At 71.2% G+C, this 14,589-nt stretch carries 10 protein-coding genes and 1 pseudogene; 6 read left to right on the top strand and 5 right to left on the bottom strand.

What is annotated here, in order from left to right; genetic code table 11:
- Positions 1-10 precede the first annotated feature (10 nt).
- A complete protein-coding gene (locus tag ACQP2T_RS34645) occupies positions 11-1,021 on the top strand; it encodes a LacI family DNA-binding transcriptional regulator (protein WP_433509094.1) in 1,011 nt (336 codons plus the stop codon).
- 6 nt (positions 1,022-1,027) lie between these two features.
- A pseudogene (locus ACQP2T_RS34640) lies at positions 1,028-1,135 on the top strand (IS30 family transposase); the annotation flags it as partial.
- A 34-nt stretch (positions 1,136-1,169) separates the two neighbouring features.
- Here ACQP2T_RS34640 and ACQP2T_RS34635 read toward each other — a convergent pair.
- Positions 1,170-1,994: a PIG-L family deacetylase gene (locus ACQP2T_RS34635; protein ID WP_433509093.1), complete on the bottom strand. Its 825-nt coding sequence runs from the start codon at positions 1,992-1,994 to the stop codon at positions 1,170-1,172.
- A 64-nt stretch (positions 1,995-2,058) separates the two neighbouring features.
- Positions 2,059-3,450: a tetratricopeptide repeat protein gene (locus ACQP2T_RS34630; RefSeq protein WP_433509092.1), complete on the bottom strand. Its 1,392-nt coding sequence runs from the start codon at positions 3,448-3,450 to the stop codon at positions 2,059-2,061.
- A 406-nt stretch (positions 3,451-3,856) separates the two neighbouring features.
- Between ACQP2T_RS34630 and ACQP2T_RS34625 the strand changes: the two genes are divergently transcribed.
- From ACQP2T_RS34625 to ACQP2T_RS34615, 3 genes are all read left to right on the top strand, one after another.
- Positions 3,857-6,079 carry a TerB N-terminal domain-containing protein gene (locus ACQP2T_RS34625; protein ID WP_433509091.1) on the top strand — a complete coding sequence of 741 codons (2,223 nt, stop codon included), beginning with the start codon at positions 3,857-3,859 and terminating at the stop codon, positions 6,077-6,079.
- Positions 6,076-7,335 (top strand): ATP-binding protein, encoded by a 1,260-nt coding sequence (locus ACQP2T_RS34620; protein WP_433509090.1) that lies wholly within the window; start codon positions 6,076-6,078, stop codon positions 7,333-7,335. Before ACQP2T_RS34625 ends, ACQP2T_RS34620 begins: the two co-directional genes overlap by 4 nt.
- Positions 7,336-7,436: 101 nt before the next feature.
- Complete coding sequence (locus ACQP2T_RS34615; RefSeq protein ID WP_433509089.1) at positions 7,437-8,237, top strand: NUDIX hydrolase; 801 nt, start codon at positions 7,437-7,439, stop codon at positions 8,235-8,237.
- A gap of 60 nt (positions 8,238-8,297) precedes the next feature.
- Here ACQP2T_RS34615 and ACQP2T_RS34610 read toward each other — a convergent pair whose 3' ends face one another.
- Positions 8,298-9,116, bottom strand: a complete 819-nt coding sequence (locus ACQP2T_RS34610; RefSeq protein WP_433509088.1) for a PaaX family transcriptional regulator — start codon at positions 9,114-9,116, stop codon at positions 8,298-8,300.
- 112 nt (positions 9,117-9,228) lie between these two features.
- On the opposite strand from ACQP2T_RS34610, the gene ACQP2T_RS34605 reads away from it, so the two are divergent.
- Positions 9,229-10,818, top strand: a complete 1,590-nt coding sequence (locus tag ACQP2T_RS34605; RefSeq protein WP_433509087.1) for a benzoate-CoA ligase family protein — start codon at positions 9,229-9,231, stop codon at positions 10,816-10,818.
- 3 nt (positions 10,819-10,821) lie between these two features.
- Here the strand turns inward: ACQP2T_RS34605 and ACQP2T_RS34600 are convergent, their stop codons facing one another.
- Together ACQP2T_RS34600 and ACQP2T_RS34595 are read right to left on the bottom strand one after the other, a co-directional pair.
- Positions 10,822-12,339 carry an acyl-CoA synthetase gene (locus ACQP2T_RS34600; RefSeq protein ID WP_433509086.1) on the bottom strand — a complete coding sequence of 506 codons (1,518 nt, stop codon included), beginning with the start codon at positions 12,337-12,339 and terminating at the stop codon, positions 10,822-10,824.
- 105 nt (positions 12,340-12,444) lie between these two features.
- Positions 12,445-14,586 (bottom strand): choice-of-anchor J domain-containing protein, encoded by a 2,142-nt coding sequence (locus tag ACQP2T_RS34595; RefSeq protein ID WP_433509085.1) that lies wholly within the window; start codon positions 14,584-14,586, stop codon positions 12,445-12,447.
- Positions 14,587-14,589: the final 3 nt, after the last annotated feature.

The raw sequence follows: 14,589 nt of genomic DNA, 5'->3' as shown, positions 1-14,589 counted from the left end.
CATGGTCGAAATGCGGCGTCCCACCATGACAGACGTGGCCCGTGAGGTGGGCGTGACCGCCAAGACCGTCTCACGGGTGCTCAACGACGACGGACCCGTGGCCATCGAGACGCGCGAACGCGTCATGGCCGCGGTCCGCAAGCTGGGCTACCAGCCCAACCTGATGGCGCGCAACATGCGGGTCGGCGCCAGGGACGCCGCGATCGGGCTGGTCATCCCCGAGATGGGCAACCCGTTCTTCGGCACGGTGGCGGGCGGCATCGAGAACGCCGTCCGGGCCCGCGGCCTGACCCTCATCGTCGGCTCCTCCAGCGAGACCGCCGAACTGGAGCAGTCCCTGATCGCCACCTTCCTGGCCCGGCGGGTCAGCGCCCTCATCGTGGTCCCCTCGGCCGGCAGCGACCACCGCTATCTGCGTACGGAGCGGGTCGCCGGTCTGCCCATCGTCTTCCTCGACCGCCCGGCCGTCGGCCTGACGGCCGACAGCGTGGTCAGCGGCAACCGGGCCGGCGCGCAGGCCGGCATCGAGCACCTGATCGGGTACGGCCACCGCCGGATCGGCTTCATCGGTGACTTGCCCGCCACCCTCTACACCCGCCGCGAACGCTTCCAGGGTTACCGTGACGCTCTGGAGCAGGCGGGCCTGCCGTTCGACCGCACCCTGGTGGAGACGGGCCACGACCAGGAGGCGGCCCGCGCGGCCACCCTGCGCCTGCTCGCCCTCGATCGCCCGCCCACGGCCCTGTTCGCGGCCAACAACCTGGCCTCCATGGGGGCGGTGGTCGCACTGGCCCGGGCGGGGCGGCGGGACGTGGCGCTGGTGGGGTTCGACGACCTGCCGCTTGCGGAGGTCCTGGACCCGCCGCTCACCGTCGTGGCGCAGGATCCGGCGGCCATCGGGGAGGTGGCGGCGGAGCTGGTGCTGTCGCGCCTGGACGGCGACCGCTCCCGCGCCCGGCGACCACTGGTGCCCACCCGACTGATCGTCCGGGGGTCGGGTGAACTGCCGGCGCCCTCCTGAGCCGATTACTTCCCCAGAGGCAGCGACCTGGCGGCAGTCGCCGGCGAACTCAACGGCCGCCCACGCGAAACGCTCGACCGGGATGCCCCAGCCGAGCGTCTCGCTGAGCTCCTGGCCGCGGTGAATCCGCTCATCGGCGGATTTCAGGTCAGCGCAGCCCCGCGAACAGGTCGTCCTCCTGGTCCGGTGCCGCCGTCACGCGATTGACGACCCGGGTGAACGCCTCGGTGGAGAACGCCGCCTGCTGGGCCTCTTCGGGCATCTGGAACAGGAAGATGTTGTCGCCCTGGCTCGCGTGCGACCGCAGCGCCTTGAGCTTGCGTTCGACGTAAGGGGCGACGTCGACAGCGGTGGTCACGAGCTCGTCGGGGGTGCCGAAGTCGTCGGAGGGCTCGAAGTCGCCCAGGTCGATGCCGCTGCTGCGGACCAGCTCGAACATGCGCTTCATCGCCGAGCGGGGGAGGGCCGTGTAGTAGAGCTTGTCGGCGACGCCGGTCGCCTCGACGGCCGCGACCGTGATGCGATGGGCCTGGACGTGGTCGGGGTGGTTGTAGCCGCTGCCGCCGGTCTCGTCATAGGTGACCACGACCTGCGGGCGATATTGCTTTATCAGCTCGCCGAGCCGGCCGGCGGCCAGATCGAGGGGCACGTTGGCGAAGGCGTCGGGGTGAGCGTTGGTGTCCCAGCCCTCCATGCCGGAGTCGCGGTAACCGAGCAGCTCCAGGTGGTCGATGCCCAGGTGGTCCACCGACTCGCGCAGCTCCGCCAGCCGCCGCTCGGCCACCTCCTCGGCGACGTGGCCGGGGTCGCCGGGCTTGACGCCGCCGGGGCCGTCGCCCTGCTCGCCGTTGGTGCAGGTGACCAGGACCGTGCGGATGCCTTCGTCGGCATAACGAGCGAAGACGCCGCCAGTGCTCAGGCATTCGTCGTCGGGGTGGGCGTGCACGGCCATCAGGGTGAGTTGCCGATCCATGATGCAGACCCTACTGGGCGGCACCGACAGTTGCGGACGGAGCGGACAGCGGTGCCCCGAGGGGTCAGGTGCGGCGGGTCAGTTCGTCGGCTCGGAGGCGGGCCGTCGCGGCCGCCGCGCGGTCGCCGAGCGCCTCGGCGAGGGCGCCCTGCTTGAGCCAGTTGAACGGGCTGCACGGCCGCACGCTGATCCGCTCGCTGACCAGCACCCGCGCCAGATCCCGGCGCCCGCCGCGCAGCGCCGCCTCCAGGAGCGTCTTCTGTACGGCGTCCCGCTGCGCGTGGCTGCCGCCGAACTCGTTGACCCGATGCCTGATCGGATAGAGCAGGTCCACGACCGCGTCGTAGTCGCCCCGGCCGAAGGCGACCAGCGACCGGCAGACCGGCAGGCCCACGCGGGCGGTCATGGCGTGGTTGGTGATGTTCGGGTGGGGTTCGGACAGGTAGGTCTCCCGGCCGGCGATGAGCCTCTCGGCCTCCGCGACCCGGCCCGCGCCCACGTACGACATGACGGCGTGCATGTCGTTGAAGGCGTAGAACGGCTCGGCCACCTTGGCCGGCCACGCGTCGGCCAGCGCCCGCCACCGTTCGTGCTGGCCGGAGCCCTCCAGAAGCAGCCGCCACAGCAGCGCGGCGGCGTCGAGCAGCTCCATCGAGCCCTGGCCGCCCGCCAGCGCCGCGTCGTAGATGGCCAGAGCCCGGCCGGTGTCGCCGGCCTCCAGCGCGTAGAGGGCGTAGTGCCACCAGGTGTGCACGTTGAAGAACGTGCCGGTCGACCAGTCGCCGAGCCGGGCGTCGAGGTAGCGGATGCCGTCGCCGAACCGGCCCTGCATCTCGTAGGTGTGCACGACCGCGTGGATGCCCCAGACGTCGCGCGCGTTCAGCTCGACCGCCCGCAGCCCCACGTGCTCCGACCGGTCGTAGTGCCCGGCCTCCTCCAGCCCGAACGCGTACATCCCGAGCACATGACCGTAGTGCCGGTCGTCCTCGTGCCAGGCGTTGAGCGCGCCGCCGATCCTGTCGCGCAGCGAGCGGGCGTCGCCGGTGAAGAAGTCGACCTGGTGCCCCGCCGCCAGCGCCAGGGCGTCGCGGGGGTGCTGCTCGGTGATCGCGCCGAGGAGCCTGCCGCAGGTCAGGAAGTCGCCGTCGAGCAGCGCCTGGACGGCCTCGACGTGCGCGCGTTCGCGAGGCAGGAGCGCGGCGGCGTCGCCACGGCCGCGCCAGGCGGCGAAGCGCTGTCTGGCGGTGCGCGCGTCCTCCACCTCCGTGGTCAGCAGCCCGAGGTAGGCGGTCAGGACCTGGCCCATCGGGAAGTCGGGCGCCTCGGCCAGGGCGGCGGCGGCCTCGACGTCGACCTCCGCGCGGAAGTGCAGCAGCTCGTCGATCGCCCGGTCGTAGTGGCGGGCGGCGGCGCCGCCCGCGCCGCTCATCGCCAGCCCGTGCTGGTCGTCGGTCACCCGGCCACTATAAAAGGCGGCCGGTCGGCAGAAGTTGGGCGGCGCGCGGCGCGGTCCTGCGTTTGGGGCCGGTTGGCAGGAGCTGGGGCGGCGTGCGTCTCCCATCCTGCGTCGGCGGCGATCCGGCGCCGCTCTCAGCGCCCGTCGAGACCGTCGGTGGCGCCTCCGGAACCGGGCGTGTAAGCCGTTTCGGCGGGGGAAGCGCCTGGTCGTGGAAGCTCCATTACCAATGGCCGCGGACCCTGGTCATCAGGGCGGTTAGAAAAGGTTTTTCGGCCGGTCCGCTAAATGACCGGCCGGGTCGGGATTCAAGATTGTAACGAGGGCCTGGAGCGATATGTCGGGCAATGGCGGGGGCGTTAGGGTGCAATCCCTGTCTATTTCGTGGTGAGGTGGAGGAGGGCCGGTGGTGTACCGCGCGCGTGGCCGCCATGCGTCATCCGGCCAGGCCAAAGCCGCCTCACCCGCGTCGCCGGAGGGGCCGTGGCTGCCCGCCGGCAGCGCCATCCATCTCGCCGGCCTGAACATCATCGGCGGCCTGCTCTACGTGGGCTCCGAGCTGCCGTCCGCATCCGGAATGTCGGTGGAGCCGTCGCTGATCGACCCTGAACTGCCGGTGGACATGACGCAGCCGGACTGGGACGGTCAGGGGCTCGACCGCTGGCCCAGCTACGCAGCCCTCCCGCCGCCCTCCCGGGCCGCCTATCTGAGCTGGCTCGCCGACGGGCGATGCTATTCGCGGACACCCCTCGGCTACGTCTTCCTCTATTTCTACGGCCTCGAACGTCGCGTGCTACACGACCTGCACCTGGACCGCTCCACGGCCCAGGAGGAGCTGCCGGTCATCCACGAGGAAGTGCGCCGCCTTCTCGGCGTCTATTCCCGGCACGACGCCTTCCAGCGGCACGCCGGGCCGTTCGCGGAGCTGCTGGCCGCTCTGTGCGAGCCCGAGGTGACCGGCGCGGCGTTCGCGATGCGGGCCCGGCTGGGGGAGCTGGCCGCGCGGGGCGAACCGGTGCCCGCCGACTGGGCGCTGGCCTGGCTGCGCGGCCACCCGGCCTACCGGCCGGGCGCGCCGGCGACGCGATGCCCGGCGGAGTTCGGGGCGCTGTTCCAGCGGCGGTACGCGGCACGCCATGGCGAAGGGTTCGTCGTCCGGCCCGCATCCAAGGAGCTGGCCTTCGAGTATCGGCCCGCGAGCTCCGGGTTCGCCGGGGCCCCGCCGGTGCTGCCCGGCGTACCCGATGTGCTGACGCTCGCCGCGCCCACCCGGCAGCTGTTCGCGCTGGCCGAGGAGTGCTGCTCCGAGCTGGAGGCGTACAGCCGCTTCCTGGGCCGGCTGCCCGGCGCGAAGCAGAGCGTACGGGCCCAGGCGCTGCTGCCCGCGGAGCTGCTCGACCTCGGCGCCGGCGGTGCCGGGCGGGCGGTGCGGTGGGCGCTGGGCAGGCTCGCGGGGCAGGAGACCGCGCTCGTGCCGGCCGAGGAGTTCGTCGCCCTGCTGTCCACGCCCGAGCCCGCCAGGAAGGACGTTATCGCGCTGGTCCAGATCCTCGGGCGGGCCGGGGTGGGGATCGAGCCGGACCCGCGTCTGGGGGGTCCGGTGCCGGGGGCGGGGGTGATGGCCTTGTTCGCGGCGCCGGACGGGCCGACGGCGGCGGCGTCCGAGGTGTACCGGGCGGCCACCGTACTGCTGCACCTGGGCGCCGTCGCGAGCGCCGCGGTCGAGGACGCGCTGAATCCGCCCGATCATGCGTGGGACCAGGCTCGTCGGGCCGCCTACCGCCGGCTGAGCGAGCATCTCGAGCGGGCGCTGAGGCTCACGCCCGGTGAGCTGGCCCGGTTGCGCGCGCATCTGGAGTGGCTGCTCGCGGCGGAGCTGCCGCTGGCCGCTCTGGCCGCACGCGTCCAGGAGATCGACCGGTCCGAGCGCGGCCACGTTGCGGAGTTCCTGAGGGACGTGACCGCCGTCAACGGGCACCTCACGCCGTTCGAGGACGAACTGCTCACCCGGATCCACTCGCTACTGGGGCTGGATCGGGATCCCGAGCCCGCCGGGCGTGCGGGGGGCTCCCCGTACGTCGCGGTGCGGCACGCACCGATCCAGCTGGCGTACTTCCCGAACGCGCCCGCCCAGCAGGTGCCTCCGCCACGCGGCGACATGCCCTATCTGTCCGGCCCCGACATGCCTTACCCGTCCGGGTTCCACATGCCCGTACGGCAGGTCGTTCCGGGAGCGCCCGTCTTCGGTGTGCCCGTCCTCAGCGCCCCGACGGTGTCCAACGGGCGCGCCGTCGCCCGGCTGGTCGAGACGGCCAGGGTGGGGACGCTGCTCGATTCACTGCTCGCCGGTGATGAGCCGGTCCCCGTGGCCGCCCCGCCTCCTCCGGTGCCCCCGGTCGCGGGGCTGGACAGCCGCCACTCCGGCCTGGTCCGCGCCTTGGGCGCCGTCGATCAGCCGCAGCTCACCCGGGGTCAGTTCGAGATGCTCGCCGACGCCTGGAAACTGCTGCCGGAGGGCGCGATGGACCGCGTCAACGAGGCCGCCTACGAGAGCGCGGGCGATCCGCTGCTCGACGGCGACGACCCGATCCTGATCGACCGGCTACTGCTGGGGGAGATGCTGAAGTGACCGTTCGGGCCCGCGAACGCGACGCCCTCCTCAAGGCGCTGCGGGCAGGGGTGGTCCCGCTGATCGGGCAGCGCCACATCCAGGCCGGTCGTGCCGCCGAGCTGGCGGTTCTGACCGGCGACATCGAACGGGTCGTGGTGGGCGGCTCGGCCGTCCGGCTCGTCATCGGCGAGCACGGGGCGGGCAAGACGTTCCTGCTGCACCTGGCGCGCTCGGTGGCGCTGGACAAGCGGTTGGTCACCCTGCACGCCGACATCACCGCCGACCACCGGCTGCACTCGGAGGAGGGCCAGGCCCGCGCCCTCTACACCGAGCTGGCCCGCAGCATGGCCACCCGCGCCAGGCCCACCGGCGGCGCGCTGGCCGCCATCGTCGAACGCTTCCTGTCCACCGTGCTCGACGAGGCCCGCCAGGCGGGCACCGACCCCGGCGAGGCGATCAGGGAACGCCTGGCCCATCTGGAGGCGCGTCCAGGCGGCCACGACTTCGCGCAGGTCGTCGGGGCGTACTGGCGCGGCCACGACACGGGCGACGAGCACCTCAAGTCGGCCGCGCTGCGCTGGCTACGCGCGGAGTACCCGACCGCGGCGGAGGCCAGGTCGGCGCTCGGCGTGCGGTCGATCATCGGCGACTCGACCGTGCTCGATCATCTCGCGCTGATGAGCCGGTTCGTCCGGCTGGCCGGGTACGGGGGGTTGCTCGTGTTCCTGGACGAGCTGGTCAATCTGTTCAGGCTCGCCTCTCCGCAGGCCCGCGACGCCAACTACGAGCAGATCCTGAGCATCGCCATCGGGGGAGTGCCGCATCTGGGGTTCGTGTTCGGGGGCACTCCCGAGTTCCTCATGGACGGGCACAGCGGGCTTTTCAGCCATGTGCCGCTGCGCCGGCGGCTGGGCGCGCGCGCCTTCGCCGAGCCCGGGCTGATGGATCACGCCGGGCCGGTGAACCAGGGTGGGCCGGTGCTCCGGCTGGCGGCGCTGACGGCGGAGGAGCTGTACGTGGCGCTGGCCAAGATCCGGTTCGTCTACGCCTCCGGCGAGGACGGCCGGTACCTCGTGGACGACGACGCGCTGGTGGCCTTCATGCACCACTGCTTCGGGCGGGTGGGGGAGTGGTACTACCGGATGCCCCGGGCGACGTTCAAGGCGTTCTGCGATCTGCTGGCCGTACTGGAGCAGGATTCCGGGGCGAGCTGGCGGCGGCTCCTGCCGGGGGTGGACCTGTCGGCCGAGGAGGAGGACGACCGCCCGGTGTGACGACCGCGCGGTGCCGTGACCCGGGCGGCGAGCGGCCGGGTGGCGACCGCGCGGGTTTTCGTCAGCGGTTCTGTCGGGGGGATCGGGCAGACTCTTCGTCCATGACGACGGAGGAGAGTGTGGCGCACGACGGCGACGCGGGTGTGCCGGGGTCGCTGGCCGTGGTGCTCGGTGACGTGGCGGCCGAGCGGGCGGCGCAGGACGCCAAGTGGGGCATACAGGCCATCCCCGACGGCACTGGGGCCGAGGGAGCGGTGGCCGAGGCCGACCGGGCGCGGCAGGAGACGGAGGAGGCGGCCCGGCACGGGGAGCTGACCTGGCGGCACATCCTGCGCGAGGAGGTTCTGGAAGCGTTCGCCGAATCGGACCCCGAGGCGCTGCGCACCGAGCTGATCCAGGTGGCCGCGGTCGCCGTCAAATGGGCACAGGCCCTCGACCGCCGCCCCGAAGCCACCAGGGAGTCGCGTCCCGAGCGGTTCCGGGCCATTGTCGACGTGCACGTGATGCTCGTCCGTGACGGCACGGTGCTCCTCGGCAAACGGGCCGGCACCGGCTACGGCGACGGCCAATGGCATCTGCCATCGGGGCACCTGGAGCCCGGTGAGTCGGTGGTCGGCGCGGCCGTCAGGGAGGCCCGCGAGGAGGTCGGCGTCACCATCAGGCCGGAGGACCTGGCGTTCGCCCACGTCATGCACCGCGCCCCCGACCGCGTCGGCCTGTTCTTCGTCGCCAGGAAATGGACCGGCGAGCCCTACAACGCCGAGCCGCACAAGTGCGCCGCGCTCGCCTGGCGGCCGCTCGACCGGCTGCCCGACGACACGATCGGCTACCCGGCCGAGGCCATCGCCAGGGTGCTGGAGGAGGAGCCGTTCGCGCTGTACGGATGGCCTGCGGAGCGTTGACATCACGGATGGCCCGCGGAGCGGCGTTTGACATCATCGTGACGCCCCACAAGGGAAGTGTCACATGTTCCGCAGCTCGTCCCACTGCTGTCGCGCGCCCGCCAGCCAGGTGCCGTGCAGGTCGTTGAAGACGTTGGCCGCGCGCACCCCGATCCAGTTCGGCGGCGACAGCTCCAAGGGCAGGCGCGGGTCGAGCATCGGGAAGCGCCGCCACTCGTGCACGAGCCGAAGCTGCGCCAGCAGCACCGGATCGCCCGGCTCGGGCCGCATGCCGGCGAACTCCTGGATGAACTCCTGATAGTGCGCCGCCAGCTCCCCCAGATGCCAGGCCTGCTCCACCAATGTCCGCTCGGAGCCGATCCCCGCGTAGGGCCCGTTGAACGAGAACACCGCCACGTCCAGCCCCAGCCCCTCGACCACCTGCTTGGCCTCGGCCTCGCGGGTGGTGTGCGGGCTGACCCACACCCCGGGCACGGGGCTGCCGAAACCCGCCCACGTCAGACCGGTGCGCAGCCGGTGGCGTAGCTCGCGCCTGGACTCCGGCACGCTCGCGATCAGCACCACCCAGCGGCCGTCCCACGGCTCGCGGTCACGGCCGAACGCGTAGATCCGCTCGGCCCCCTCCGTCAGCAGTTCGCGGCCGCGCCGCGTCAGCGACCACCGCACCCGCCGCCCGGACCGCGCCGACACGATCCACCCGTCGGCGGCCATCCGCGCCAGTGCCTGCCTGGCCGACTTCTCCTCCACCCCGAGCCCGCCCATCACGTGCAGCAGCGCCGACGTCCACGCCGGCTCATCGGAGGGCAGCACGTGCTCACCCAGCACCGTCAGCAGCATCGACCTCGCGCTCGACTGATGGTGGCGGGGCAGCCTGGCCATTTATCCTCCTTTGGAGGCGGGAGTCTGATTCAATGCTACAAGTAGTTGACGATGCATCAATTCTGTATAGAAGATTCTCGTACGGCGTGTCTCCCTCCCCGTAAGGACGACCATGTCATCGGAGTCGTTCAACGCCAGTCTCTATCTCGTGGATCGTCAGGTCGAAGCCGGTCGCGGTGCGCACACCGCGGTCGCGGGCCCGGCAGGCACACTCACATACTCCCAGCTCGCGGCCCGTGTGGGTGAGCTCTCTTCCGGGCTGCGGGTGGTCGGCGTCCGGCCCGAGGAACGCGTCGCGCTCGTGATGTCCGACCGCCCCGAGACGCTCGTCACCATCCTGGCCGTCATGCGCATGGGCGGCGTCGCCGTGCCGCTGTCCACCATGTACAACGGCGTCGAGCTCGGCGCCCTGATCCGTGACTCGCGGGCCCGTGTGGTGGTGGCGACGCCCGAGTACGAGCCGGTGGTCAGGGTGGCGCTGGCCAACGCGCCCGAGGTCGCCCTGCTCGTCCTGACCGGCAACGTGGGTCACCGGGCGGCCGACGTCGTCCCGGCGTCCGACGAGGACGCCGGCGTCCCGGTGTGCTCGCTGGCGGACGTGGTGGACGCCGGGCGTACGGTGGGCGAGCCGTACCAGACCTGGACGGATTCGCCCGCGCTGTGGCTCTACACCTCGGGCACGACCGGCGCGCCGAAGGCGGCCATGCACCGGCACGGCGCCATCAGGGACGTCTGCGAGACCTATGGCCGGCAGGTCCTGGGCATCACACCGGAGGACCGGTGCTTCTCGGTCGCCCGGCTGTTCTTCGCCTACGGCATCGGCAACTCGCTGTTCTTCCCGCTGTCGGCAGGCGCGACGACGGTGCTCGACCCCTTCAGACCCACCCCGCCGGGGGTGGTGGCGCGGGTGGTGGCCGAGCGGCCGACGCTGTTCTTCGCCGGGCCGACGTTCTACGCGGGCCTGCTCGCCTCCGACGCGCCCGAAGACACCTTCTCCTCGGTACGGCTGGCGGCCTCGGCGGGAGAGGCGTTGCCGGCGGAGATCTACCGGCGTTTCACCGAGAGGTTCGGCGTCGACATCATCGACGGCATCGGCTCGACCGAGGCCCTGCACATCTTCATCTCCAACCGTCCGGGCCAGGTCAGGCCAGGCACCTCGGGCACCGTCGTGCCCGGCTATGAGTGCAAGCTGCTCGACGACTCCGGCAGCCCGGTGGCCGACGGACAGCCGGGCCACCTGTACGTACGCGGCGACTCCATCGCCACCGGATACTGGTGCCGGACCGGCACCACCCGGCAGGTGTTCCAGGGGGAGTGGTTACGCACCGGCGACACCTACGTACGCGACGCCGACGGCGTCTACCAGTGCCTCGGCCGCTCGAACGACATGATCAAGGCGAGCGGCATCTGGGTGTCGCCGATGGAGGTCGAGTCCCGGCTGCTGCAGCACGAGTCGGTCGGCGAGGCCGCGGTCGTCGCCTTCACCGACGCGAACGGGCTGGAGAAGCCGGTCGCCTGCGTGGTGCCCGCCGCCGGGAAGACGGTGGACGCGGCGGAGCTCATCGCCTTCTGCCGCGACGGGCTGGCCTCCTTCAAACGGCCGCGCGAGGTGCTGGTGCTGGAGGAGCTTCCCAAGACCGCCACCGGCAAGATCCAGCGCGTGGTCATCCGCCAGATCGCCGCCGACCGGCTCGGCAGATAGATGTCAGAACGCGTCACGCAGCTCCCTCTTCAGCACCTTGCCACTGGCGTTCTTGGGCAGCGACTCCACGAACACCACCGTCTTCGGCGTCTTGAAGGCCGCCAGCCGTACCCGCAGGAAGGAGATCAGCTCGTCGGCGGTCAGGCCGGCGCCCTCGCGCAGGACGACGGCGGCCGTCACCGCCTCGATCCACCGCGGGTCGGGCACCCCGAACACCGCCGCCTCCGCGACGGCCGGGTGCTGGTAGATCGCCTCCTCGACCTCCCGGCTGGCCACGTTCTCGCCGCCCGACTTGATCATGTCCTTCTTGCGGTCCACGACCGACAGATAGCCGTCGGCGTCCAGCACGCCCAGGTCGCCGCTGTGGAACCAGCCGCCGCGGAACGCCTCGGCGGTCTTGTCCGGGTCGTTCCAGTAGCCGAGCATGGCGTGCGGGCTGCGGTGCACGATCTCGCCGACCACACCGGGCGGCACCGGCTCGTCGTTGTCGTCGACGATCCTGGTCTCGACGTTCAGGGCGGCCCTGCCCGCCGAGCCGAGTCTGGTCAGCTGCTCGTCCGGGCCCAGGATGGTGGCCACGGGCGCCATCTCGGTCTGGCCGTAGAAGTTGAACAGCCGCACCCCCGGCAGTCGCGCGGCGATCTCCTTCAGCACCTCGACCGGCATGATCGACGCGCCGTAGTAGCCCTTGCGCAGCGACGACAGGTCACGGCGGTCGAAGTCGGGGTGGCGCAGCAGGCCGATCCAGACGGTCGGCGGGCAGAACAGCTTGGTGGCGCCCTCCGCTTCGATCGCCGCCAGGATGGCCGCCGGATCGGCGCCGGGCAGGATCACGTTGGTGGCACCGAGATAGAGGCCGGGCGTGAGGAAGCAGTGCAGCTGCGCGCAGTGGTAGAGCGGCAGCGCGTGCACCTCCACGTCGGCGGGGCTCATCTCGCCGTCGATCACGCACGAGGTGTACTGGGCGATCAGGCCGCGGCTGGACAGAGTGGCGCCCTTGGGCCTGGACTCGGTGCCGCTGGTGTACATGAGCTGGATCGGGTCGTCGTCGGCGATCTCCACCCGTGGCTCGGCGTCGTCTCCGTGCGCCAGCCAGTCCGTGACCGGCTCCCACCCTTCGGCGTGCCCGATCACCCCGCGCACCGCGACCCCGTCGGAGACGGCCCGCTCGGCCACGGGCAGCAGCGCCTCCTCCACCAGCAGGCCCGTCGCCCCCGCGTGCCGCAGGATGTAGGAGACCTCATCGGCGCCCAGCATGAAGTTGATCGGCACGGAGATCGCGCCCAGCCGGGCCAGCGCGAAGTACGCCACCACGAAGGCATCGTTGTTATGGCTGAACAGGGCGAACCTGTCTCTCTTGCCCACGCCCCGGGCGGCCAGCGCGCCGGCCATGCGGTTCACCGCCCGGTCCAGCTCGGCGTAGGTCCACCGCGCCTGGCCGTACACGATCGCGGTCTTGGCGGGGAACCGCGCGGCCGAGCGCCGCAGCAGGTCACCGATGGCATGCTGGCGAGTCGTCATGGGTGCGTCCTCATCTCCACCGAACCATGTTCGGTGATCCTAACCCGCGGCGGGAACGCGAAAGCGCCCGCCGCGTGATGCGGCGGGCGCCCTCAGGTCACACCATCATTTTCCGCCGGGCTGGACGACGCCGTTGACCTTGAGCGTGTACGGCGCGTACTGGCCGACCTGCTCCGTCGACTCGTCGTAGGCCACGACCGCGACCACCGTCGGGAACGGCAGCATCGTGGCCAGCTGCAGCCGGTTGAGGCTGACGCTGTTCTTGCCGTTGGACTCCAGCTGCAGCGCCACCGAGTGCTTCTCGTCGAGGCCGATCAGCCGGACGTTCCAGTTCTCGACCGGAGTCGGGAAGACCTCGGTCGGTGAGTCGAACGGGTCGAGCGACGAGCCGTCGCTGACCGCCGTGGCGCCGACCGTGATGTCGTCGATCTTCCAGCCGCCCTCGTTGACCCCGCCGTCGCTCACGTAGCGGAAGCCGAGGAGGATCTCCTTGCCGGCGTAGGCCGACAGGCTGTAGGTGTGCGGCTCGAAACCGGTCGTGGTGCCGTTGACGCCGGGGCCGAGCGGGCCCGTGACCGTCTTGTCACCGGGGATCGAGGTGTAGGTCTTGCCGCCGTCGGTGGAGACGATCACGTAACCGTAGTCGAATCCCTGCTCCGCCCCGTACTTGGCGAGGAAGCGCAGCGTCGGGTCGGCGGCCGGGACGGTCACCTTGGAGACGGCGGCGGCGTTGGTGTTGCTGGCGTTGCCGGAGAACAGCACCGGGTTGCCCGCGCGGTCCGGGTCGTCGGAGACGACGGTCCAGGTCAGCGGCTGAGCGGGCAGGGTCTTGGCGCCCTCGAACGACAGCGAGCGCAGATCCGCCCCGCGCAGGAACTTGCCGTCCGCCTTCTGCAGCGGCACGTAGTCGGCGCCGTTGGGGGCGGCACCGGGGGTCTTGTAGGTGGCCGGGTTCGCCAGGTTGACGGTGGCGTTCAGGCTGGCGGTCGTCACGCGCTTCTTGGGCACGCCGAGCATGACACCCTTGGTGCCGCCGACGATCCGGTCCACCAGGGTGGAGGTCTGGAAGTCGTGGATCACCTGGTACATGTTCTTGGCGCCCGCCGCCGCCAGGTTCGCCTTCAGGCTGGCCAGGCCCTGCAGCGTGCCGTCACGGTGCAGCCCCGACATGAACGCCGTACCGTATCTGTCGTACAGGAACACCATCAACGAGTACGCGTTGCCGTAGTCGGCCAGCACGCCGTTGGCGTTGGCGCCCTCACCCCAGATGTTGAGCGAGTTCTCCGGGCCGCCGCAGTCGCGCGGGTTGGTGTTGTACGGCGTCTGGACGATGCCGAAGCCCTGGAAGCAGTAGATGTGGCTGTCGGTGCCGCGCTCGTTGACGGTCGCCTTGGGGTTGGAGTAACCGACCAGCGACATCGCGAAGTCCGACAGGCCCTCGTTCATCCAGGTGGTCTCGAGCGGGTCGGTGTAGTAGTGCGTCAGGTGCTGCCACTCGTGGGCGAACGTGCCCTCGTACTGGCGCGGCCGGGCCGGGCGCGAGGTGCACAGGTCGGCGGTCGGCTCGTCGGGCGGGTTCGCGCCGGTGCGGTGCGCCCAGTCGAAGGCGTCGATCGTCATGACGTTGCGGTCCAGCAGCTCGTTGAACTGGCTGGAGAAGAAGCCCGCGATGTACGTCGGAGCGGCGGGGAAACTGTAGTAGTTGTCGTCCCTGACGTTGTCGACCAGGGTGACGGTCTTGTTGCCGCCGCCGGTGTAGACGCCGCCGTTGCCGTTGGCGTCGGGGCCGAGGGTGGCGTTGGTGCCGTCGCGGTCCGGCGGCGTGCTGAAGGTGGCGGTCTCCTTCGGGTACATGTTGGTGTCGAACTGGGTGACCAGGTCCGCCACCTGCGCGTCGGTGACCTGCGTGGAGTTGGCGATCTGCGCCCGGCAGTCACCGGCGGGGAAGGACAGGTCGTTGGCGACCCAGACCTCGATGTTGTTGCCGACCCCGCGCAGCGTGTAGTCCTTGCGGTAGAGCCTGCCGTTGAAGTCGTCCAGTCCGAGCCACTGCCGGACCGTGCCGACCGGCGGCGTGTCGGCGGCGGCCTTCGTCTTGGCCTGGGCCTTGGCCTCGTACTTGGCGGGCACCTTCACGGGCTTGCCGTCGAGTGTGAAGTCCTTGCGGGAGAGCTCTCGGATGTCGCTGGCCGGCGGTGCCTTCGGGTCGGCCTGCGCCGGTACGGCGGACAAAAACGGTAATGCCATGAT

It is taken from the genome of Nonomuraea sp. CA-143628 (genome assembly GCF_050942315.1).
In the GTDB taxonomy this organism is placed as follows: domain Bacteria; phylum Actinomycetota; class Actinomycetes; order Streptosporangiales; family Streptosporangiaceae; genus Nonomuraea.
This window is presented reverse-complemented; position numbering and strand designations above follow the sequence as displayed.

What these genes read in the sequence shown, in the direction of transcription:
- ACQP2T_RS34635 (WP_433509093.1), bottom strand. Translation starts at nt 1,994, where the DNA reads ATGGATCGGCAACTCACCCTGATGGCCGTGCACGCCCACCCCGACGAC.
- ACQP2T_RS34610 (WP_433509088.1), bottom strand. Translation starts at nt 9,116, where the DNA reads ATGGCCAGGCTGCCCCGCCACCATCAGTCGAGCGCGAGGTCGATGCTG.
- ACQP2T_RS34605 (WP_433509087.1), top strand. Translation starts at nt 9,229, where the DNA reads ATGTCATCGGAGTCGTTCAACGCCAGTCTCTATCTCGTGGATCGTCAG.
- ACQP2T_RS34645 (WP_433509094.1), top strand. Translation starts at nt 11, where the DNA reads ATGCGGCGTCCCACCATGACAGACGTGGCCCGTGAGGTGGGCGTGACC.
- ACQP2T_RS34615 (WP_433509089.1), top strand. Translation starts at nt 7,437, where the DNA reads ATGACGACGGAGGAGAGTGTGGCGCACGACGGCGACGCGGGTGTGCCG.
- ACQP2T_RS34595 (WP_433509085.1), bottom strand. Translation starts at nt 14,586, where the DNA reads ATGGCATTACCGTTTTTGTCCGCCGTACCGGCGCAGGCCGACCCGAAG.
- ACQP2T_RS34600 (WP_433509086.1), bottom strand. Translation starts at nt 12,339, where the DNA reads ATGACGACTCGCCAGCATGCCATCGGTGACCTGCTGCGGCGCTCGGCC.